General features: G+C 61.1%; 19 protein-coding genes and 1 pseudogene. 5 read left to right on the top strand and 15 right to left on the bottom strand.

Annotation, left to right across the window (positions count from 1 at the left end):
• Positions 1-60 precede the first annotated feature (60 nt).
• Complete coding sequence (locus PRtIB026_RS26685; RefSeq protein WP_420713667.1) at positions 61-765, bottom strand: methyl-accepting chemotaxis protein; 705 nt, start codon at positions 763-765, stop codon at positions 61-63.
• A 204-nt stretch (positions 766-969) separates the two neighbouring features.
• A pseudogene (locus tag PRtIB026_RS26680) lies at positions 970-1,023 on the bottom strand (hypothetical protein); the annotation flags it as partial.
• A gap of 875 nt (positions 1,024-1,898) precedes the next feature.
• On the opposite strand from PRtIB026_RS26680, the gene PRtIB026_RS16315 reads away from it, so the two are divergent.
• Both PRtIB026_RS16315 and PRtIB026_RS16310 read left to right on the top strand, forming a co-directional pair.
• Positions 1,899-2,747, top strand: a complete 849-nt coding sequence (locus PRtIB026_RS16315; RefSeq protein ID WP_203646459.1) for a hypothetical protein — start codon at positions 1,899-1,901, stop codon at positions 2,745-2,747.
• Between the two features lie 107 nt (positions 2,748-2,854).
• Entirely contained in the window at positions 2,855-3,592 is a 738-nt protein-coding gene (locus PRtIB026_RS16310) for a hypothetical protein (protein ID WP_203646461.1), read from the top strand.
• 292 nt (positions 3,593-3,884) lie between these two features.
• Here the strand turns inward: PRtIB026_RS16310 and PRtIB026_RS16305 are convergent, their stop codons facing one another.
• The 5 genes from PRtIB026_RS16305 to PRtIB026_RS16285 form a co-directional block, all read right to left on the bottom strand.
• Positions 3,885-5,243, bottom strand: a complete 1,359-nt coding sequence (locus PRtIB026_RS16305; RefSeq protein WP_203646463.1) for a DUF4041 domain-containing protein — start codon at positions 5,241-5,243, stop codon at positions 3,885-3,887.
• Positions 5,244-5,590: 347 nt separating this feature from the next.
• Entirely contained in the window at positions 5,591-5,899 is a 309-nt protein-coding gene (locus PRtIB026_RS16300) for a DUF3077 domain-containing protein (RefSeq protein ID WP_203646465.1), read from the bottom strand.
• 76 nt (positions 5,900-5,975) lie between these two features.
• On the bottom strand, positions 5,976-6,212 hold the full coding sequence (locus PRtIB026_RS16295) for a hypothetical protein (RefSeq protein WP_028688843.1): 237 nt from the start codon (positions 6,210-6,212) through the stop codon (positions 5,976-5,978).
• A gap of 367 nt (positions 6,213-6,579) precedes the next feature.
• Positions 6,580-7,131, bottom strand: coding sequence for a YdeI/OmpD-associated family protein (locus tag PRtIB026_RS16290; protein ID WP_203646467.1), 552 nt, complete (start codon positions 7,129-7,131; stop codon positions 6,580-6,582).
• 22 nt (positions 7,132-7,153) lie between these two features.
• A complete protein-coding gene (locus PRtIB026_RS16285; RefSeq protein WP_203646468.1) occupies positions 7,154-8,287 on the bottom strand; it encodes an aminotransferase class V-fold PLP-dependent enzyme in 1,134 nt (377 codons plus the stop codon).
• Positions 8,288-8,575: 288 nt separating this feature from the next.
• Between PRtIB026_RS16285 and PRtIB026_RS16280 the strand changes: the two genes are divergently transcribed.
• Positions 8,576-9,511: a cyclase family protein gene (locus tag PRtIB026_RS16280; RefSeq protein ID WP_203646469.1), complete on the top strand. Its 936-nt coding sequence runs from the start codon at positions 8,576-8,578 to the stop codon at positions 9,509-9,511.
• Between the two features lie 69 nt (positions 9,512-9,580).
• Here the strand turns inward: PRtIB026_RS16280 and PRtIB026_RS16275 are convergent, their stop codons facing one another.
• The 3 genes from PRtIB026_RS16275 to PRtIB026_RS16265 all read right to left on the bottom strand — a co-directional run bounded on the left by PRtIB026_RS16275 (position 9,581) and on the right by PRtIB026_RS16265 (position 14,953).
• Positions 9,581-12,604, bottom strand: a complete 3,024-nt coding sequence (locus tag PRtIB026_RS16275) for an amino acid adenylation domain-containing protein (protein ID WP_267812508.1) — start codon at positions 12,602-12,604, stop codon at positions 9,581-9,583.
• Between the two features lie 328 nt (positions 12,605-12,932).
• Complete coding sequence (locus PRtIB026_RS16270) at positions 12,933-14,078, bottom strand: AAA family ATPase (RefSeq protein WP_203646474.1); 1,146 nt, start codon at positions 14,076-14,078, stop codon at positions 12,933-12,935.
• 14 nt (positions 14,079-14,092) lie between these two features.
• Positions 14,093-14,953, bottom strand: coding sequence for an RNA ligase family protein (locus PRtIB026_RS16265; RefSeq protein ID WP_203646475.1), 861 nt, complete (start codon positions 14,951-14,953; stop codon positions 14,093-14,095).
• A 297-nt stretch (positions 14,954-15,250) separates the two neighbouring features.
• On the opposite strand from PRtIB026_RS16265, the gene PRtIB026_RS16260 reads away from it, so the two are divergent.
• Complete coding sequence (locus tag PRtIB026_RS16260; RefSeq protein ID WP_050705559.1) at positions 15,251-15,469, top strand: hypothetical protein; 219 nt, start codon at positions 15,251-15,253, stop codon at positions 15,467-15,469.
• A 21-nt stretch (positions 15,470-15,490) separates the two neighbouring features.
• Here the strand turns inward: PRtIB026_RS16260 and PRtIB026_RS16255 are convergent, their stop codons facing one another.
• From PRtIB026_RS16255 to PRtIB026_RS16240, 4 genes are all read right to left on the bottom strand, one after another.
• Positions 15,491-16,027, bottom strand: coding sequence for a DUF3833 domain-containing protein (locus PRtIB026_RS16255; RefSeq protein WP_203646477.1), 537 nt, complete (start codon positions 16,025-16,027; stop codon positions 15,491-15,493).
• 2 nt (positions 16,028-16,029) lie between these two features.
• The gene (locus PRtIB026_RS16250; protein ID WP_203646479.1) at positions 16,030-16,572 is read right to left on the bottom strand and encodes a chalcone isomerase family protein; all 543 of its coding nucleotides are present in this window, start codon (positions 16,570-16,572) and stop codon (positions 16,030-16,032) included.
• A gap of 115 nt (positions 16,573-16,687) precedes the next feature.
• Entirely contained in the window at positions 16,688-17,014 is a 327-nt protein-coding gene (locus PRtIB026_RS16245) for a putative quinol monooxygenase (protein WP_203646481.1), read from the bottom strand.
• 409 nt (positions 17,015-17,423) lie between these two features.
• Positions 17,424-18,431, bottom strand: coding sequence for a zinc-binding alcohol dehydrogenase family protein (locus PRtIB026_RS16240; RefSeq protein WP_203646483.1), 1,008 nt, complete (start codon positions 18,429-18,431; stop codon positions 17,424-17,426).
• A 106-nt stretch (positions 18,432-18,537) separates the two neighbouring features.
• Here PRtIB026_RS16240 and PRtIB026_RS16235 point away from each other — a divergent pair, with 106 nt between their 5' ends.
• Positions 18,538-19,428, top strand: coding sequence for a LysR family transcriptional regulator (locus PRtIB026_RS16235; protein WP_203646485.1), 891 nt, complete (start codon positions 18,538-18,540; stop codon positions 19,426-19,428).
• Here the strand turns inward: PRtIB026_RS16235 and PRtIB026_RS16230 are convergent, their stop codons facing one another.
• Entirely contained in the window at positions 19,429-20,046 is a 618-nt protein-coding gene (locus tag PRtIB026_RS16230; RefSeq protein WP_203646487.1) for a dTMP kinase, read from the bottom strand.
• Positions 20,047-20,066: the final 20 nt, after the last annotated feature.

Below are 20,066 nucleotides of genomic sequence, written 5' to 3'. Positions count from 1 at the left end.
GCGGGTGGCGCTCGATCTCAAGAGCGCTGCAACTCTCTTGTCGGGCACCCCGCAGCCCCCTCACACCCGAAACCGCGACACACTCGCTTGCATACCCTGGGCAATCTCCCCCAACCGCTGCGCCGCCGAGGCCAGCTGCCGCGTGGTGTCGGTACTGTCCCTGGACATGCGGGCAATCAGCTCGACCTGCTGCGCCACCTCCTGGCTGGCCTTGGTCTGCTCGCCGATGGTCTGCGAGATCTCCTCAACCACCGAGGCGGCGCGCCGCGCACCTTCACGAATCTGCTGGATCGACGCGCCGGCCTGGGTGGCCAGCTCCACCCCGGCGCGCACCCGGGTGACGCCAGTCTGCATGCTGTCCACGGCATTGCCGGTGCTGTGGCGGATGCGCTCGATCATGTCGGCGATTTCCCGGGTCGACTGCGCCGTGCGCCCGGCCAGGCCACGCACCTCGTCGGCCACCACGGCGAAGCCGCGACCGGCGTCGCCGGCGCGGGCCGCCTCGATGGCCGCGTTTAGGGCCAGCAGGTTGGTCTGCTCGGCGATGGTGTTGATCACCTGGATGATCGAGTAGATCTCCTCGGAACTCTGCCCCAGCACGGTGATGGTCTCGGAGGAGCGGTTGACCGCCTCGTCGATCCCCTGCATGCCGCCGACCACGCTGAGGATGACCTCGCCGCCGTCGCTGGCCAGGCGTTCGGACTGCCCGGAAATGGACTGCGCATCCCGGGCATGTTCGGCAATCTGCGCTAGGTTGGCGATCATCTGCTCGGTGGCCGAAGCCATGCTCACGGCGCTGTCGGACTGCTGGCTGGTGCGCTCCACCAGGCTGCTTGAGGCCAGCCCCAGTTCGTCGGCCACCTCGCGCAGCAGCAGGTTCTCCTGGTGGATCGCCTTGATCATGTTGCCCAGGCTGTCGCGCATGTCGGCCAGCGAGCGCAGCAGACGGCCGGTCTCGTCGCGGTCATGGACCTGGATCTCGGTGGTCAGGTCGCCCTGGGCGATGCGTTCGGCCACCGCCATGGTCTGGCTCAAGGGGCGCAGGATCGAGCGCAGCAGCAGGACGGTGCACAGCGCCAGGACCAGTGTGGCCAGGACCATCCCGCCGACCAGCACGGCGACGCCCTGGTGCAGGGTGGCGGTGCTCTGCTCGCGGCTCTTGTCGGCGTTGCCGGCGATCAGGTCGCTGAGGGTGCTGTTACGCTGCTCCAGCTCCTTGAACGCCGCGACGAAGGCCGGCAACTGCGCCTGTGCCTGTTCGGGCGATTTCAACGCCAGCTGGATGATCGAGGTGGCGCTGGCGATGTAGTGGTCCAGCAGGGGGCCGAGGTCGCTGATGGCCTGGTGCAGATCGGCGTCCAGGGACAGCTCGAGATTGCTCTGCACAACACTGCGGAACCACTTGGCGTGCTCGTCGAGGTCGGCCAGCACCTGGTTGGCGGTATCAACATCGCCCGGCTTGACCAGCAGGGCGGCGAGCACGTCGGCGCGCAGCGCGTCGTGCATCATGTCGCCTTCCATGTGGTTGCGCAGGGCGGCCATGCTGTCCTCGCTGCGCTTGAGTGCCTGGTTCTGGTCATGCTCGGCGAGCAGGCCGCTGCCGCCGAGCAACAGCGCGGCGAGGATGCTGACCAGACCGAACCCGATGGTTTTCTGGCGAATGTCCATTTCGAACAGGCTCCGTGGGGTGGGTCTGGTGAGCATAGTTTCTACTAGCCTCTATTTCCTCTATGAAAAATCATTTCTGCATCTTGATGATGCCAAAATGATGGCGAACTGCGATAAACTGGTCAAAAGTGTAATCCATACAGTTCTGCGTTAGAAGGTTAGCTTTTGAATCACTGGCGGTGCCAGTCATATTTCAGACACGCAAGCAGCGGCGAGCCAAGGCAATAGTTATGAGTGGTTTTTTCGAGTTCATCGCAATTTATCAATGCGCTACCGTTTACCCTACACAGGAAAAAATAATAGTAGACCCAGTAAAGTTGATATTCTTTCGAGGGCCCAAACAGTTTTCGGTTGCATTGCAAACCTCTATAGTCGCTACGCCCAGTCAAGACCTGGTCTTTCCTACTGAGCAGCTTTTACTACCAGAGGGTAGTTATTTTTCACTTACAGCCAGAACGAAAGCGGAACATCCATCACAAGCAAGAGCGTTTTGCGAAGCTGCGATTGATCGTGCTGTTTTGAATCTTTCCTTGATAGCCGATCCATCCATATTTTCGAATTGTATTTACAGAGGATGGTTGGTTTCCAAGGAGCGCTCGATCCACGAGAGCTGGGTCAAGCATGTCGAGGCCACTCTAATAGACTCCAAATGCCGAGAGCGCTGGCTGGTGATAAACGCCAAGCAAAATGAAAACGGTGACGGCTCATCTAAAGTTGACTTGATGGCAAAGTACTACTCTAAAGCGATATCAAGTCCACCAGGGGAGGAGAAATTCCTGTACCTTTGGACGATATTGGAAATTTGGCCAATGAGCGGAACGTCCGATATACGTCCGATCAGCGACCAACTAGGGGAGCATATGTCCAAAGCCCCCAAGCACGTAAAGGAAACGCTGGAAATAGGGCGCTTTTTCGGATATAGATCCAAGCTTCTTCACGATGGTGTGTTCCCGATACCCTTGACCGATATGGGGCGCTCATTCAGTTTGCTTGAGGATATCTGCAAGGAAGTTCTTTGCTGTGTCAGCGGGCTTGAATACGCCGGGGCACTTGATAAGTATTTTAACTCAACTAAATGAGCATTTAGTTGAGTTAAAATACAGGTTTATCAAAAAACGGGCAGGGCGATTGCAGGTAGCCATCGACTCACATGCCCTGGCAAAACCCAAAGGAATGAGACACCACCATGCGTGGATTCACCGTAGTACCACTGTTGTTTTTCCCCATGATCGCCTGGGGCGACTGCACGGAGCACCTGCAAGCCTGGGCCCAGGACCTGCATCCAACCTTGACGCTCGCCAGCGAGTTTGCGGTTTGCAAGGCCAATCCTGCGAATGCCAGCCAGGTACTTGCAGCCTTGCCTTTTATGGTGAACGTCGATGAAAACGGGCATGGCGATTACGGGCTGGAAGTTCTGGTAGCCGATGCCGCCAGCGGTAAGTTCATTGCTCACAGCTACCAAAACACCGCGATCGCGTCCGACGCGGTGCGGTTTTCAGGCCTGAGCCTGGACACGGCACGCTATCAGGTTGCACCCGGGCTGCGGGCATTTGGCGTGCGCATCAGTCATACAGGCTCATCACGGGTCAATCCGTTCAGCAGTGAAACCCTGAATCTCTATGCGAGCGACGGTTCATCGTTGCGCCAGATCATGGGGCATTTTGTTGTAAGCGAGAGCACTGGCGAATGGGATGGTTTCTGCGTCGGTGAGTTCGGCGAGACAAAGCGGACGCTGGCGATTGGCAAACCTGGCAATAATGGATTTGCCCGATTGCGGGTTACTGAGGTTTCAACTGGGAGGCAGGCCGTTCTCAAGGGCGAGGATGACTGTGAGGAGTTCGAGGCCAAGTCGACGACGAAGACGTTCAGCCTGGATTATGACGGCGGACGGTATGGGGTGCCGAAGGAATTGACGTTCCAGTGATCTGGGTTGGCGACGGGGCTTTGATGGAGGCTGAAATCTGGCCTCCCTCTGGGCATGACGCTCAATACGAACCTACGCATAATGTATATTATGTTAAATTGAGTATTATGGGAGGTGACCTCCTGAGTCGATCACCTGTGGTTTATGCCTGCGATCACGCTCGAGCTGCCGGCGCCATCTCGACAACTGCGCAGCGTCCCTTCGTGCGTACCTTCTGCACCAGTCGAGCCCTGTTGATGAACACATCGATCTGACAGCTGCCTGAGTGCTGCACATCTTCCCAGGTCACAAATTAGCTTCGCGCAGCTATGCGCTCTGATTGCTGGATTGCCGGCTTGGGCAAGGCCATGCGAAGGCTTTCACGATACTGCTCCGCCGGCGCTTCATGGGTTACCTCGACAACCGCATCGTAATTTTCCCGGATGATCCTCTCGATCTCTGCAATCTCAGCTCGGAAGAACTCTTTCCGCCCGTTGACTTTGTTAAGCCGGCCAGATGCGAAATGCTCGTGGAGTTTCGCTTCCAATGCTGGTGCGTTGTTCGAGAAAACCATTGCATGCACGTCGAACCAGAACGGTACTGACGCGTCACCCAGCTCATCAACTCGATCCATAGGCTCCAGGCGGCGAGTCATGCCGATCTTGTAAATCCCTTCCCCGAATGCCCCCAGGTTGGAGATCACATACACATACCCAGCTTTGGCATTCTGCTCACGGTAATCAATGAGCTTTTCTTCGCTTTCAAGCTCGGCTCGACCTGCCTCAACCTCGGCCAACTTCACCAGCAGCGCTGAGCGCTCCTCATCAGATTGCACCTGCTCAAGGCGAACCTGAAGGTCACGCATTGCGGTCGTGAAGTGTTTCCGCTCCTTGGCAATTTTCTCTCGGGCCGCGCGAATTTCCTGCTCGAGCTTCTGCTGCTCTCGAAGCTCTTCACGAGCGCGTTTGGCCTCCTCCTTTTCCTCTTGTTTCTTGATCTGGAATTCATGAGCAAGGTGCAGTTCATCGAGCTTGAGATCGAGATAGATTCCAGATATCTCTACGCTCATGATCTTGCCTAGTCGATTGCAAGCTTCAAACGATTTGAGAATTCGCTTTTCACCTAGCTCGACATTGTCAAATTTAACGTTTGACACGCAGGCATCGGCTTCGTTGTTGAATGAACGAATCACCAATTTGATCATGTCGTTTACGAGCTTACGACCTTGGGTTTGGCTGTTGTTCACCGTCCAGTTCATGTTGCCGGTGGCTGCCTGCCCGTTCTTGATCTGGACTTTTTGACGATCACGAATATGATCCAACCGAGCCTTGTACTCCTGGCTGGTTGTCAGCTTGAACTTAGGCTCGTAGAGAGCAAAGCTTTCGAGGAGCAACGTCTCTTCCCATACGAGTATCTGCCCCTGCAGATCAGTGGACCGCTGTGCAAGTGAAGCCAACTCCCTCTCTGAACGCTGGATTTCCTCGCGTACACCTGCCAGCCTCGCTTGCTCTTGTTCAATCAGCCTCTGGATATCCACTACATCCATGGCGCCAATTTTCGTAACGAGCTCTTGCAACTGCGAATGCTTTACCAGAAGCTCCGCAAGCTGTGCTTCTAGAGCTTCAGCACGCTGTCGGTGAGCCGGGCCTTTCAGATAGTCGCTAAACGACATGGGTTCCTTCCTCGTTTTGAGTCGAATGCTTAGACTGAAGAAGCACGAGGTAGGTATCGCAACGCCCTACAACGATTTGCCGTGCAAAGCCCAAATGGCACTGGATCATTGCACCTCTTCTCTGCCGAGAATGAGCGTAACCGGAGCGAAATCATAAAGCCATCACGAACTCAGCGGTGTCCGGTGCTTCACTCTGCCTGGGGAAAAAGCTATTTGCATTCACACCGTGAGCGGCGCATGCCTGCTTGAGAGCGGCGCGGTCGGTGGGAGCCGGCTTGCCGGCGATGGGCCGCAACGCGGCCCCGGGGTCTAACAGACTGACGCCAGCCAGAGCGACCATCGCATTCCTACTCAGCCCTCCGACCCACCATCAACCCATGATTCAAATCCTGGGCCAGCGCCTTGGCCATGCCACTGAGGTAATGCACCGCCGTCAGTAAAGTCGGCAAATGATCCGTCTCCGCCATGGCCAGATCACTGATCTTGTGCACCGCACACATCAGCACGGTCGCCTGCTCAACCGCATGGTCCATCGAATGGCCCGCCACAACACGGAACAGCGGGTCTTGACCGCCCTCCTCTCCAGCCTCGCCGAAATGCCCGACGCCGGTGGTGGCGAGCTTCTTGATGCGCGAGATTTGCAATTCCTTATCCATACCATTCCTCCTGCGGCCCCGCGAACGGCGCGAGGCCTGATCGGTGAACATCAAGTGCGAGCTCAGGCTCGCCAGGTCAGTGCCGGGATTGCACACGACTCAGCGCCACTTCCACCAGGGTGCGGGCGCTGTCGATTTCGTGCATGGCGGCGAGGGTCAGGACCTGGCCTGGCGGTTTGGCGTGGAGCAGGACGGTTTGCTGGCTGACGGTCAGGGCGCAGACGAGGTATTCGGAGATCTGGACCAGGAGGTCCTCGAGGGTGTGGGTGGTGTATTTGTCGTGTAGCGGTGGGTCAGGAACGATCTTTAGCATGGTTACACTCCTTCATCGGGATTGAACCGCCAAGATCCTGCTGTCAAACAGAATGGTGGCAGCGGTACGTGGGTTGACAGACCGAGGATGAAGGAACCCGGCGCACACGAGGTGCCCCACGTACAGCCGCCATAAGCGACAACGTGCAGTCCTTCTATCAGCAACGGCCTGTCAAAGCCGTGTCGCGGGTTTGGTAGCGACTTGGCGAGACTAGATGGCTGATAGGAGTGCTGCAATGGGCTGTAAGGCGCTGGGAGTATGTTTCGGAAATGGACTACAGAGAAGAGGGAAAATCCGATTCAGAGCACATAAAAAGTGTTCTCTTGTCGTCAACATAGGGCTGGAAGCTCCCGGGCTGCACCACGGATCAATCTTCTGCCTCGGGCGCCCGAAATGCTTTGCTGTAGTAGCCGGACGAGTCGAAGCAGCAAACCGCCTTCTTGCCGGTCGCAAGCATCTCGCAGGCATCACCTATTCGCTTTTCACGCGTCTTGAGCTGCTTCGCTGAGGTAATCCAGTGGATCCAGTCCACCCGCGCGAGGGTCGTCGTACTGTTCCAAACCTTTCTAGCCTCAGGCATGGTTGCCAGGGCTTCCTCGAAATCCGCTGGGATGTCAGGCTCGGGCTCCTTCTTCACAGGGACTAATTCGAGAGTAACGATATCGCCGACGGCCACACCTGCCGCGTCGAGTAACTCGCTACCGACCTTCAGCCAATGGCTCAGCTGACCATCTGGCTCAAGGGTTGCCCGGAAAGGATGCCCATTGATCGTGCCGTCAACGGATGTCCTTCCCCGCCTCGGTAGCCGTTCACTCGCGTCCCTTGGAAGAACTGCAAACGCCCACGACCTGTCATCACCGGGCTTTAACGGACGAAGAAGCTTTACTTCGAATCGGGACCTCGCATCGTCTGTTGTCATTGCAAGTTCTCCCACCGAGCGCCTAGTTAACCATCACCTCGTCCAGCGCCTGCTCAAGTGTGCTGACCGTGCGCTCGATATTGTGCAGCTTTTCCAGCCCGAACAGGCCGATGCGGAAGGTCTGGAAGTCAGCCGGCTCGTCGCATTGCAACGGCACGCCGGCGGCAATCTGCAGGCCGTGGCTGACAAACTTCTTACCAGTCTTGATATCGGCATCATCGGTGTAGCTCACCACCACGCCAGGGGCCTGAAAGCCCACTGCGGCCACGCTCTTGATCCCTTTGCGGGTCATCATTGCGCGCACCCGATCACCCAGGGCCTGTTGTTCATCGCAGACCTTGTCGAAACCGTAGGCTTGCGTCTCTTTCATCACTTCGTTGAACCGCGCGAGGGCATCGCTGGGCATGGTCGCATGGTAGGCGTGGCCGCCCTGCTCATAGGCCTGCATGATCTGAAGCCACTTCTTCAAGTCGCAGGCGAAGCTGGTGCTTTGCGTCGATTCGATGCGCTCCAGGGCCAAAGCGCTGAGCATCACCAGGGCGCAGCAAGGTGAGGCGCTCCAGCCTTTCTGCGGTGCGCTGATCAGCAGGTCGACCGCGCATTTGTGCATATCAACCCAGATCGCGCCGGAGGCGATGCAGTCCAGCACGAACAGGCCACCCACCGCATGCACGGCGTCGCCCACGGCCCGCAGGTACTCATCGGGCAGGATGATCCCTGATGACGTTTCAACGTGGGGGGCGAAGACAATCTGCGGCTTCTGCGACGCAATGGCCGCCAACACTTCGTCCAGAGGGGCCGGGGCGTAGGCAGCCTGGCGCCCCGCTTCGACCGGCCGGGCTTTCAGCACCGTTGTGGCCGCCGGGATGTTGCCCATTTCAAGGATCTGGCTCCAGCGATAACTGAACCAGCCGTTGCGTATCACCAGGCATTGCTGGCCGGTGGCAAACTGCCGTGCCACCGCTTCCATGCCGAATGTGCCGCTGCCCGGAACCACCGCAACCGCCTGGGCGTTGTAGACCTGTTTCAGGGTGGTTGAAATGTTCTTCATCACCCCTTGGAACGACTGGGACATGTGGTTGAGCGAGCGGTCCGTGTAGACCACCGAGTACTCGACCAGCCCTTCGGGATCGATACCGGGATAGATCTTCGACATGGTGCGGTTCCTTTGGCAGAGAGGTCCATGGCATCGACCCTGCCCTAAGCCATTGCAAATGACAAGATGCACCAGGCACACCGCATCGTCAGCCTAGCCCCCTGCCTGACTTAAATCAGGGAAGCGCCCACTGGTTGTAGTCCCAACAGCTTCCCCTGCATGAACATCAGAGATGTCCACTTCCTTGCCCCACACGCAAAACTCCTTGTCCCACCCACCACTTTTTCCCGCACCGGCCTCCACCCAAAATCCGCCCCTGATATCAACTGCCGTTCAGGAGCCTAAGAATTGCGCCATTTCAAACCCCTACTACTCAGCCTAGCCCTGGCCACCACCGCCCAATCCACCTTGGCCGCCGACTGGCAATCCTCCCCCTACGGCCCCAACGACGAAATCGGCGCCGCCAACCTCCTCACCCCCGAGGTGGTCAAGCAAGCCATCACCCTGGTCAAGACCGGCAAGACCTACCCCCTGGCCGTCCCCGTCAGCAAGGACCTGCCCGCCTTCCGCCACCGCAGCTTCCACCTCTACAACATCCAGCCCGGCGAACAGGCCGGCCAGACGTTGGGCAAGAACAAGTTCAGCTTCAACGACGAGCTGGTCAACGGCTGGACCGGCGTCGGCACCCAGCTCAACGGCATCGGCCATATTGGCATCGACAACGTCTACTACAACGGCAACAAGGCCGCCGACTTCGTCACCGTCGAAGGCGTGACCAAGCTCGGCGTGGAGAAAGTGCCGCCGATGGTCACCCGCGGCGTGGTGCTGGACATGACCGCCTACTACGGCAAGACCATCGTGCCGGGCGGTACGTCGTTCAGCGTCAACGACATCAAGGCGGTGCTGAAACGGCAAGGCATCACCCTGCGCAAGGGCGACGTGGTGCTGTTCAACACCGGCTGGCTGGAGCTGATCGGCAAGGACAACGCGCAGTTCCTCGCCACCGAGCCGGGCATCGACCTGCCGGCGGCCGAGTGGCTGGCCGACCAGGGCATCGTTGCCTTCGGTGGCGACACCTGGGCTTCGGAGGTCTATCCGAACCCCACCGGTGAGGAGTTCCCGGTCAACCAGTTCATGCTGGCCAAGCGCGGCATCTACAACCTGGAACTGATCGACACCCGCGCCCTGGTGCGCGACAAGGCCTTCGAATTCCTGTTCGTGCTGGGTCAGCCGCTGTACAAGGGCTCGACCCAGGTCAATATCAACCCGGTGGCCATCTATTGATCGCCCTGCCGCGATACCGACTCATCGGGCAGGTGAAAGGGCCAGGCCGGCAGCAGCCTGGCCCGGCCTTCACTTTTCCCTGTGCAGCGTGACGCCCATGAAGTCCAGGTACCTGGACAGCAGCGCCTTGTCCAGCGGCGGTGTCTTAATGCCGCTGCCCGCCAGGAAGCGGTCGGTGTTGCGCCGCTCGAAGTAGTAGGTCATCTCATAGACTTCGACCAAGGACTTGCCCGGGACCACCTCCTCCGTGAACAGGCTCAGCAGGCTGTAGAGCGGGCTGTTCTCATTGTTGCGCCAGAGCGCGAGCCAGTCGTGGAAGTGCGCCGGCTTCAGGTCAAGGTCGAAGATCTCGTTCAGGCGCACGAAGAAGTCCGAGACGGAAAGGTCGTTCACCGGGTCGGGCACCATGTGGAAGTACTGGCCGACGGCATCCTTGTTCCTGGCGATATGGACGATGGCCTTGGCCACGAAGTCCACGGTGACCAGCTGGTCCTTGAGCCCCATGATCATCGGGTAGGTACCCAGTGACAGGCAGCACCTCACGAAACTGCCCCACCACTGGTTCATTTCGGTGGCGCCGGTCTCACCGTTGCACATCACGAAGCCCAGGCGGATGCCGATCACCGGCAGCCCCTTCTGCCTGGCCTGCTCCAGCACACGCTCCATGACCCATTTGCTTCTGACGTAGTTGGTGTCACGGCAGACGACCGGCAGGTTTTGGTGAATGTCTTCGTCCTCGTACATCCAGGTCTTGCCGGTGAGCAGGTAACCCCAGCTGAATACCGCCACGGTGGAGCATGCCACCAGGTACTTGAGCTTGAAGCGGGTGGCGAACTCGATGATCTGCTGGATGCCGTCGACGTTGACGGCCTTCATGATGGGGTACGGCTTGATGTAGTTGACGTTACCCCCGGTGTGGTAGACCACCTCGACCTCACTCGCAAGGTCGCGGTAGGCCGCCTCGGGCAAGCCCATGCGCGCCAGCGTGAAATCGCCGACCACGGGCTTGATGCGGGCAGCCTGCTCCTCTGGCCAGGCCTGCTTGTATTTCTCGAGGGTGAACTTGATCCGGCTGATGGCATGGGTCGCGCTTTCGGCCCGCACCAGGCAATAGACCTCGGCGGTGGTCGTGTTCAGCAGCTCCAGCAGCAGGTGCGCGCCGACGAACCCGGTGGCACCGGTGAGCAACACCTTGCGCGGGTTGGCCAATACCTCGGGGTCGATCTGCGTCGGATAGTCATGATCCGCCTGCAACGAAATGTCGCCCAGCAGGACCTGGGTCGAGATCCGCTGCTTTTCCTCGAAGGTCAGGGGCACCTGGTCGTATCGTGCCCTGACCTGCGCGGCGAGGCCCTCCAGCGTCGGGTACAGGTAGAGGTCTATCAGCGTCAGGTGCTTCCTGATCTGCGCAGGCAAGGCGGTGAGCACCCGGACCACGCCCAGTGAATGGCCACCCAGTTCGAAGAAGTTGTCCGCAGGATCGATGTCCTGTACTTGCAGTACGTGGCGCCAGATGGCGAGCAGAATCCCTTCGATGTCCTGTTCGTCAAAGCCGTCCAGCGACAATGCTTCGTCGGTGGGCATTGCCTGCAGCGCCTTTCTGTCCACCTTGCCGCTGAAAGTCAGCGGCAGGCTGTCGAGGATCACGATCTTGTCCGGCACCATGTAGGTGGGCAAGGTCTTGTGCAGTGCCTTGCGGATACGGGCTTTCACCTGTAGCGCAGTTTCCCGCGTGGCGCCGCCCAGGGTCACGAAGGCCGCCAGGATGGGTTGCCCGTGCTCGGCGTTCACCGCCACCACTGCGGCTTCCTTGACATCCTCGAGGACGTTGATTGCCCCCTCGATCTCCGCCGCCTCGATGCGGAACCCGCGCACCTTGAGTTGCGTATCGTTCCTGCCGATGAACTCGAGGTTGCCGTCCGCCAGCCGCCGCACGATGTCCCCGGTCCGATAGGCGCGCAGGCTCGGCGCCCCGACGTCCGCGTCGATGAGCACGAACCTTTCGCGGGTCTGCTCCGGTTTGCCAAGGTATTCCTTGGCCAGCTGGTCGCCGCTGATGAACAGCTCCCCGGGCTCTCCCACCGGTAATGGCTGTAGCGTGGCGTCGAGCACATGGAATCCCACGCCGGCCAGTGGCTTGCCGATGGTCCTGACACTCTGCCCCGGCTGGTAAGGATGACAGGTGACCGCGATGGTGCTTTCGGTGGGCCCGTAGGCGTTGTACAGCTTCACCTTTTCCGCCCAGTACAGGAACACGTGCTCGGCGCAGGCCTCCCCGCCCACGCCGATACTGCGCAGCTCGCCGATCGGCTCCTCGGTAGGCAGCGACGCCAGGATCGTCGGGGTGATCATGGTGATGACGTCGATGTGGTTGGCCCTGATGAAATCGAGCAGCGGCGCGCCCAGCACCTTGTTGTCGGGGTACAGGTACAAGCTGGCCCCCACCAGCAACGGAACCCACAGGTCCATGAAGGAGGCGTCGAAGGTATAGGAAAGCAGCTGGATGACCTTGTTCTTCGCAGACACGCCCGTGACGCCGGGGTAGTTGACGGCAAAACTGTGGACGGCACCGTGCTGGACCGCGACGCCCTTGGGCTTTCCGGTACTGCCGGAGGTGTAGATGACATAGATGAGGTCGTGTGGGGCGACTTTAACCGGCAGATTGTCAGCCGGGTGATCGGCAATCACGCGCGCCTGTTCTTCCTCGGCCGGCACCACCCGCCGCCCCTGGTAACTGGAAAACTTTTCGAGCACCTGTTCAGAAGCGATCAAAAACCGCGCACGGGTGTCTTCCAGGATCAGCTCCAGACGTGCCTCGGGATAATCCGGGTCAAGCGGGACATAGGCCGCACCGGCCTTCATGACCGCGAGCATGAACAAGGGGCGGTCAATCGACTGTACGGCACAGATCGCCACCAGCGCCCCGGGGGTGACGCCGATGTCGATCAGGTGCCTAGCAAGACGATTGGCACGCTCGTTGAGCGCCTGGTAGGTGACACTGTCCGTCCCATGGTAAATGGCCGTCTTCTGCGCCTGCAGTTCTGCCTGGTGTTCGAACAACTCGACGACGGTAGTTGCGTGTGCATAGTCCATTGCAATGTTCCTCCGTTGTGTCCGACACGTGTCTGGACGCGCTCACGCCATAAGGGGGCAATGCCTCCCTTTCATGGATCGACGTCATGAGCAAACTTGGAAACTGCAAAGGGCAAGCAAAGCCGTTCATTCCAGAGGCCGGGCTCCATGGCCTGATGTCGCGTTGGGTGTCGGTAGCCCCAGACTAGTCGAGCACGCCGCTGTCATGGACCAGAGGATTACGAAAAGGCCGAGGTTTCGACAAACGGGCAATCGATGCGCAAGAGTGCCTGTAGTGGTGAACCCAGCGGCCATCCAAGGAGCGTGGGAACTTGAACATCAAGCCCCCTCACCCCGTCACCACCTCATACCTCACCCGATGCGCCTCGGTCGGCAGCGGCACCTCCCACTTGAACAGCATCCGCCGTATATCGTCATTGCGCAGCGACGTATCCCGTCGCTGGTTACGCCGCATGATCTCGTCCTCCGGCCGCTCCAGGTAGACGATCTCCACCTGCGCCCCGTAGCCATACAGCAAGTCCAGGGTACGGCTGCGCATCTGCGCCGACAGGTGCGTCGAGTTCCACACGAAGGGCCGGCGCTCGCGCAACAGCGCCTTGGCCCGGTCGATGGCGTAGTGCGCTGCGGCGCCCTCGTTCTGGCCGTGGCGCAGGCCCAGGGCCTGGCGCGCGTCGTCGAACGACACCACCGGCAGGTCCGGGTGGTGTCGGGCGGTCCAGGTGTCCTTGCCGCTGGCCGGCAGGCCGGAAAGCATCACCACATGGGAACCCTGGGGTTCATGCAGCGCATAGTCCGGGTGCACGCGGGCGCCACGCAGGTACTGAATGCGTGTGTAGTCGTCGGCAAACGCCCGTGGGCCGTACAAACACCCCTCCTCTGCCGCCAGATCGCGCCACAGTTCGATGGCGGTCAGCACATCGGCCTTGCCGGCATAGTGGCGGCCCTGCATGTCGGCCTCGGCCACCGCGCAGAGCATCCATACCGGCAGTTCCCAGGACAGCTTGTGCAGCAGGAACTCCGCGCTGCGCCCGCTGCGATCGCCCTGCAGGGCAAAGAACGGCAGTTGATGCACAGTGATGATCCGGCAGATCTGTTCGCGCAGCGCGAACGGCACGCCGGCGCGCCACAGCAGCAGACGCGCATCCACCGCGCCTCGGCGCGAGTGGCCGGGTTGGCCGATGCGCCCGGTCTGCGGGTCGATCACCGTGGTGTCGGGTTTGGCGATGTCATGCAGCAGGGCAGCGAAGAACAGCACGAAGCGCTGCTCGGCGCTGGCGTCGCGGTAGGCGCTCTGCGCCAGCAACGCCTCGACCACCAAGCGGGTATGGACCCATACATCGCCTTCGGCGTGATAGGTCGGATCCTGCGGGGTGTCGGCCAGGCGTGCCAGGGCCGGGATGGCCGCGAGGCAAGCGGCGCTGTCCATGTCGTGCCCGGGGTCGGGCACCAGTTGTTGCAGTTGTCGAATATCCATTTCAGGAAGCTCCTTCAGTCGCCGCGGCGGGCGCCGTGCCAGTCCAGGGACAGGCGCGGCGCGTAGAGATCGACGCCGGCGGCCAGTTGATTGGGTATGTACGGTTGGTTGGCATGGTGCTGGTCGGCGTCGAGGATGGCCTGGACGAAGTCCTGGCGCACCCACTTGAGCCGGCCCAGGGTCTGGCGCTCGTCTTCGAGCTTCAGGTACAGGCCCTCCATGCGGCTCGAGCGATCGCACTGGCGCCAGGCGCGGGCCAGGTCGAGGCCTTCGCGGCGCACCACCTGCTCGAAAACTTCGCGCCATTGCGCGGTTTTGGCCAGCGAGTCGCCGAGCAACGCCATCAGCTCGGCGTAGCGGCGTGGTGCCGGGCCTTCGTACAGCACCGGCACCGACAGCACCGGTCCATCGGCGAGCAGGCGGCGGCGCGCCGCGGTGGACAGGAACAGCCCCGTGGCACGGTCCCACACGTCGAACTCGCAGAAAAAATGCGGCAGGTGGTCGTAGAACACCGAGTGTTTCTTGTGCAGCCACTCGCCATACAGCACGAAGCGGTCTTCAAGACGCTCCAGCAACCAGTGCTCGTGGGCCACGGCCCATTGCTTGAACAGGTTGAACTGGCGCTCGCGGCCACCGCCGGTGAGGTAGTGGCCACGCGATTGCAGGCGGAGCTCGCCACCGTTGGTAAAGCTGATGCCGGCGTTGGCGCCGTCGAGTTTCTCTTCCACCACCAGCCATTGGCCGGCCAACGAGGCATAGGCCACCTGGCCGGCATCGCTGTCGCCGTCCTGCAGGCGCGAGCCTTGCAGATGGGGTGTGCGGGGGTATTTGAACAGTTCGAGGGAATGTGCGTCGGCACGAAAGTCCATGTTCATGGGTTTCTCCTTGGAAATAGGGAAAAACCGACGACAGGATCAGGCAGGTACGAGGATGAAGCGCCGCCGCGCGCAAGCACGGGCAGCCATCAGGCACGATGGACCGTCGTCGGTATCAGGCGTGTTTGATGGCGCAGGGCACTGGCTTCACCACTTGGCAAAAGGTTGCGGGGATTCGAGGGCGCATATTCAACAGCAGGTACCGGTAGCGGGTCAAGCCTTCAATAGCATCAATGTGATAGCATCCGCGTGCCCCTGGAGGGGCAATCTTTTGAAACCCCGCAAGGAACATGCTTCGTGAAAGACTTCGTCATCAGCGTCAACAACATCGTCCTCTACATCTCCCTGGCCGTTATCTGGCTCTTCGCGCTCATCACCCTGTTCACCGGCGGATTCCTGCCAGCCTTGGGTGTGTTCGTGGCCGGTAGCCTCGGCTGGTGCATCGTTTCCGGCTTCTGGTTCGTCCAGTCCGCCACCTACGAAGAGCTGCGCAAGCTCAACGCCAGCAAAGACTGACGCTCTGCTCGGTACGCGCGCTCATGGCGCGCCTTCCGGCAAGCGTCGGAAGAACAGGGTGATCTGGCCGATCTCCAGGCCCAACTTGCTCATGCGCGAGCGGTTGATCAGGGTGTCCTTGTCCATCAGGTACATCCAGTCGTCCAGGTCCACCTGCCAGTGCCGCCCGTCCACGGGCAGATCCAGCGTGTAGCGCCAGCGCAGTGCGTTACCGGCCACTTCACCGCGCGCCTCGCCGATCACATCCCCCGCCGTGCCGCGCCAGCGATCGGGGCCGTCAGGCACCAGCGTCCAGGTGCGCCGCTGGCGTGTGCCATCGCTGTAGAGAAACTGCTCGTCGAGGATCAGCCGTTCGCCTTCCCGGCGGCTGTCGATGCGAACGTGAAAGCGCTTCACCACTTCCCCGGAGCGCTTCTGGAACATGCCCCAGGCCTGCACCGGGCGCGAGAAGAAGGCCGCCAGGTCGAAACGGGGTTGCTCCGCGGCGTAGCGCTCGACGTCGACATTGCCGCAACTGCCCAGTACCAGGCAGGCCGCCAGCAACAGCATTCTGTACATGTTCAGGATCCTCCTCGAGGCTTGCCGGCCAGGCCGAGCAGTTGCAGGCGCAACTGGGCGTCCCGAGCCCGCGGGTCCAGCCAGATGGCGAAGAACGCCCGGGCAAAGGCCGGGTCGGCAAGGGTGCGGGTGGGCTGCTCATCGACATAGAAGCGACCGCCCTGCCCCGGCAGGTACAAGCCTGTGATGCGCATGCCGGGGCGCACATCCACGAATGCCTCCTGTAGTGCCTTGGCCCAGGCTGCAAGCTGTTGCGGCGTCACCCGGCCAGCGCTTAGTCGGCGCATCTCTTCAAGGCTGGCTTGCACCAGCGTGTCCCGGGACAATGAGCGGTGGTAGGTCAGTTCCAGGGCGAAAGGTTGGTTCCAGTCATGGCGCGAACCCTCGGTCCACAAGCGGGCGCTGTACAGCCGCAGGCCGAACCAGGTGAAGTCGCCACCGCCCAGTTGCTGGGCCGCCGGCAGCGCTGCACGCCAGTCCGCGTTGGCCACTGGCATCGACATCAGCAGCAGGCAGAGACAGGCCCAGCGCGCAAGGAATGCCATGGCGAATCTGCAAGGAGAGAAAACCTATACAATACTAGATTTTTGTATAGATAAAATCAAATCATGTATAGATCAGCGGGTGCACCACTGCGCGATGCCGGTTGCCCGTTGTGCCTCACGGGTGAGGCGCAACGGTAGTGGATATCGGATCAAGGAAGACCAGTTGCAGCGGCTCCGCCAACAGCAGGTCGGCCTGTTCGGCAAAGCGCTGGAAGTGGGCGGTGGCCAGGTGCGTGTCCAGGGCCTGCTGGTGGTCGAACGCCTCGCGCATGTAGAACGTTCCGGGCTCATCGCTGCGCTCGAACAGCATGTAGTCGCGGTTGCCGGGTTCCGCCCGGGTTGGCTCGATCAAGGCCAGCAAGGCGGCTTTCAGCGAGGCTGCCTGGCCTGGCTTGGCCTTGAGGATGGCAAGGGAAACGAGGGGATGGTCTTGTTGCTTCATATCTGGCTCCTGGTCAGTTGCGGATCGACTGGCCTGCGGTTGTTTGTGCATGGTCTATTGACCGTGTGTGGGCCGTTGGGTGTCCGCCGCGATTCTTGCAGCGCCTATGAGATCGAGCGCCGCCCGCGCGGCGCATCGCGGGACAAGCCCGCTCCTACATCTGTTTCGGGCCAATTTTTCCTGTGAATGAGGCGGCGCCCGCCTTGGTGCATGCCTCAAATCGTGCGGGGCGGCAGTGGTGCCCATGCAGAGATTTCGTCGGGCCAACAAGGCGGACCCGGTAATGGCACAGGATTGACTGGCCCGAAACAGATGTAGGAGCGGGCTTGTCCCGCGATGCGCTGCGCGGGCGGCGCTCGATCTCAAGAGCGCTGCAAATCCAACGTTGAACGCCCTGAAAAGATGGGCTTCAGAACCCTTCCAAAACAATCTTGCCGCGCGACTTGCCGCTCTCGACCAGCGCATGGGCACGGCGCATGTTGGCGGCATTGATAGCACCGAAATGCTCGCCCAGGGTGGTGCGCAGGATGCCCTGGTCGATCAGCCCGGCCACCCGCTCAAGCAGCTCGTGCTGGCGCACCATGTCGTCAGTCTGGTACAGCGAGCGGGTGAACATCAGCTCCCAGTGCAGCGACAGCGACTTGCGCTTGAGCGGCATGACATCCAGGGTCTGCGGGTCGTCGATCACCCCCAGGTGACCTTGTGGCCGCAGCACCTCGACCAGTTGCGCGAAGTGCTGCTCGGTATGGGTGAGGCTGGCGACATGGCTCACCGACTCGATCCCCAGGGCCTGCAGTTGCCCGTGCAGTGGCGCGCTGTGGTCGATGACATGATGGGCGCCCAGTTCGCGCACCCAGTCGGCGGTCTCGGCGCGGGAGGCGGTGCCGATGACCGTCAGACGGGTCAGTTGCCGGGCCAGTTGCACCAGCATCGAGCCGACGCCGCCGGCGGCGCCGACGATCAGCAGGGCATCGCCCTCGCCGCCGCCTTCGACTACTCCCAAGCGATCGAACAGCAGCTCCCAGGCGGTGATGGCCGTCAGCGGCAGCGCTGCCGCTTGCGCCGCACCCAGGCTGCGCGGTTGGTGCCCGACGATGCGTTCGTCGACCAGGTGGTATTCGCTGTAGCTGCCGGGCCTGGCGATGGAGCCGGCGTAGTACACCTGGTCGCCGGGCTTGAACAGGGTCACCTGAGGGCCGACTTCACGGACGATACCGGCCGCGTCCCAGCCGAGTATTTTCGGCTCACGCGTGAAAGTGCCGGCACGCACCTTGGTATCGACGGGGTTGACCGACACGGCCTTGACCTCCACCAGGATGTCCCTGGGCCCTGGACTCGGCCTGGGCATGTCGATGTCCTGAAGGGACGCAGGGTCTTCGATGGGCAGGCCGTTCTGGGTATAACCGATCGCTTTCATAGGCACTCGCTGCTGGATATGGTTTGATTCGTGAACCCAGTCTGGCGTGTCCGGTCGTTGGGAAAAACGGGTTGTACCCGTGAACACTTTCATTGCAGGAGTGAAAATGATCCGCCTCGACGACCTGGCCATCTTTGTTCGCAGCGCCGCGTTGGGCAGCTTTACCGCAGCCGCCCACGAAGCCGACCTGCTGCCCGGGCAGGCAGCCGAGGCGGTCAAGCGCCTGGAGCGTGAGCTGGATGTGCGGCTGTTTGCCCGTACCACGCGCAGCCTGCGCCTGACGGCCGAGGGCGAGCAGTACCTGCCCTCGGCCTTGGCCGCCCTCGAGGCCCTCAGGCAAGGACGGGACAACCTGCAGCAGGAAAGCGCCCAGTTGAGCGGGATCCTGCAGGTGGCCGCGCCGTCCGACCTGGGGCGCAACGTGCTGCTGCCCTGGCTCACGGCGTTTCGCCGCGAGCACCCGCAATTGAACCTGCGCCTGTTTCTCTCCGACCAGATCGCCGACCTGTTCCGCGATCCGGTGGATATCGCCATCCGCTACGGCCTGAACACCGACGCCAACTACATCGCCCTGCCACTGGCACCGTGGAACCGCAAGGTACTGGTGGCCTCGCCCGAGTACCTGGCCCGGCAAGGCCCGCTGCAAGCCCCCGCAGAACTGCGCGAACACCAATGCCTGCTGTACATGCAGCAGGGCCGGGTCTACGACAAGTGGCAACTGGGGACGCAGACCGTGCAGGTGCGTGGCGCCCTGCTCTGCGACGATGCCGATATTGCCCGCCGATGGGCCGTGGCGGGCGAAGGGATCACCTACAAGTCCTGGCTGGATGTGAGCGACGATGTATTGGCGGGGCGGCTCGTCGTGCTGTTGCAGGATCACCCAGGGCCGAGCATGCCATTGAGCCTGGTGTGCCCGCACCGCAAGCAGTTGTCGCCTGCGGTGAAGCAGCTGCACGCCTGGCTGTCGAGCCGTATCGCCGCGCTCGAACGCTACTGATCAGCCTGCTGGCAGCACGCCCTGGATCGCCGATACCACCTGCCGCGTCGCCGCTTCCAGGGTGTCTTCATTGCGGCACAAGAACCAGCCTTGATCGGCAACCGCTCGCTCGAATGCTTGCGTGCAGGCCACGTGTTCATCCAGTTCATGCATCACGGTACTGCCTAGCCCACGCGAGCGCGCCGCTGCCCTGCCCCAGGAAATTTCAGGGTCGGTGATCACGCCCACATGCAGGTCCGGCACCCGCACGTCGCATTCGATGTTCAACCGTAGAATCTCGGCAAACGGCACCAGCCGGCGAAACGCGGCATCGGACGGGTACCAGCGATCGATCAGGATGATGCTGTCCTTGGGCTGTCTGGCCAGCACATGCCGGGAAATCCAGGCCCGGCTGTGCGCAAGGCGCTCACAGACCTTCATCTCCAGTTCCCGGCAGGGATGCCTGACGAACTGGTTGACCAAAACCATGGTTTCGCCCCGATAGGGATCGCTTTTCTTCTCGCTGATGCGGATCACTTTCCTGTTGTCCGCCCTCAGTGCTTGGGTGACGGACTCCAGCAGCGTGGTCTTGCCGGTGCCTTTTGGCCCGTCCAGGGAAATGAACAGCGAATGATTCATGCGTCACACAACGATTGGAT

The organism is Pseudomonas sp. RtIB026, assembly GCF_016861355.2.
Classification (GTDB): domain Bacteria; phylum Pseudomonadota; class Gammaproteobacteria; order Pseudomonadales; family Pseudomonadaceae; genus Aquipseudomonas; species Aquipseudomonas peradeniyensis.
This window is presented reverse-complemented; position numbering and strand designations above follow the sequence as displayed.

Bases quoted from the DNA above. Each gene is read 5' to 3' on its own strand.
- PRtIB026_RS16285 (WP_203646468.1), bottom strand. From the start codon at position 8,287: ATGTCGAAGATCTATCCCGGTATCGATCCCGAAGGGCTGGTCGAGTAC.
- PRtIB026_RS16240 (WP_203646483.1), bottom strand. From the start codon at position 18,431: ATGAAAGCGATCGGTTATACCCAGAACGGCCTGCCCATCGAAGACCCT.
- PRtIB026_RS16255 (WP_203646477.1), bottom strand. From the start codon at position 16,027: ATGTACAGAATGCTGTTGCTGGCGGCCTGCCTGGTACTGGGCAGTTGC.
- PRtIB026_RS16315 (WP_203646459.1), top strand. From the start codon at position 1,899: ATGAGTGGTTTTTTCGAGTTCATCGCAATTTATCAATGCGCTACCGTT.
- PRtIB026_RS16250 (WP_203646479.1), bottom strand. From the start codon at position 16,572: ATGGCATTCCTTGCGCGCTGGGCCTGTCTCTGCCTGCTGCTGATGTCG.
- PRtIB026_RS16295 (WP_028688843.1), bottom strand. From the start codon at position 6,212: ATGCTAAAGATCGTTCCTGACCCACCGCTACACGACAAATACACCACC.
- PRtIB026_RS16235 (WP_203646485.1), top strand. From the start codon at position 18,538: ATGATCCGCCTCGACGACCTGGCCATCTTTGTTCGCAGCGCCGCGTTG.
- PRtIB026_RS16245 (WP_203646481.1), bottom strand. From the start codon at position 17,014: ATGAAGCAACAAGACCATCCCCTCGTTTCCCTTGCCATCCTCAAGGCC.
- PRtIB026_RS16300 (WP_203646465.1), bottom strand. From the start codon at position 5,899: ATGGATAAGGAATTGCAAATCTCGCGCATCAAGAAGCTCGCCACCACC.
- PRtIB026_RS26685 (WP_420713667.1), bottom strand. From the start codon at position 765: ATGATCGCCAACCTAGCGCAGATTGCCGAACATGCCCGGGATGCGCAG.
- PRtIB026_RS16305 (WP_203646463.1), bottom strand. From the start codon at position 5,243: ATGTCGTTTAGCGACTATCTGAAAGGCCCGGCTCACCGACAGCGTGCT.
- PRtIB026_RS16230 (WP_203646487.1), bottom strand. From the start codon at position 20,046: ATGAATCATTCGCTGTTCATTTCCCTGGACGGGCCAAAAGGCACCGGC.
- PRtIB026_RS16265 (WP_203646475.1), bottom strand. From the start codon at position 14,953: ATGAACATGGACTTTCGTGCCGACGCACATTCCCTCGAACTGTTCAAA.
- PRtIB026_RS16290 (WP_203646467.1), bottom strand. From the start codon at position 7,131: ATGACAACAGACGATGCGAGGTCCCGATTCGAAGTAAAGCTTCTTCGT.
- PRtIB026_RS16275 (WP_267812508.1), bottom strand. From the start codon at position 12,604: ATGGACTATGCACACGCAACTACCGTCGTCGAGTTGTTCGAACACCAG.
- PRtIB026_RS16270 (WP_203646474.1), bottom strand. From the start codon at position 14,078: ATGGATATTCGACAACTGCAACAACTGGTGCCCGACCCCGGGCACGAC.
- PRtIB026_RS16310 (WP_203646461.1), top strand. From the start codon at position 2,855: ATGCGTGGATTCACCGTAGTACCACTGTTGTTTTTCCCCATGATCGCC.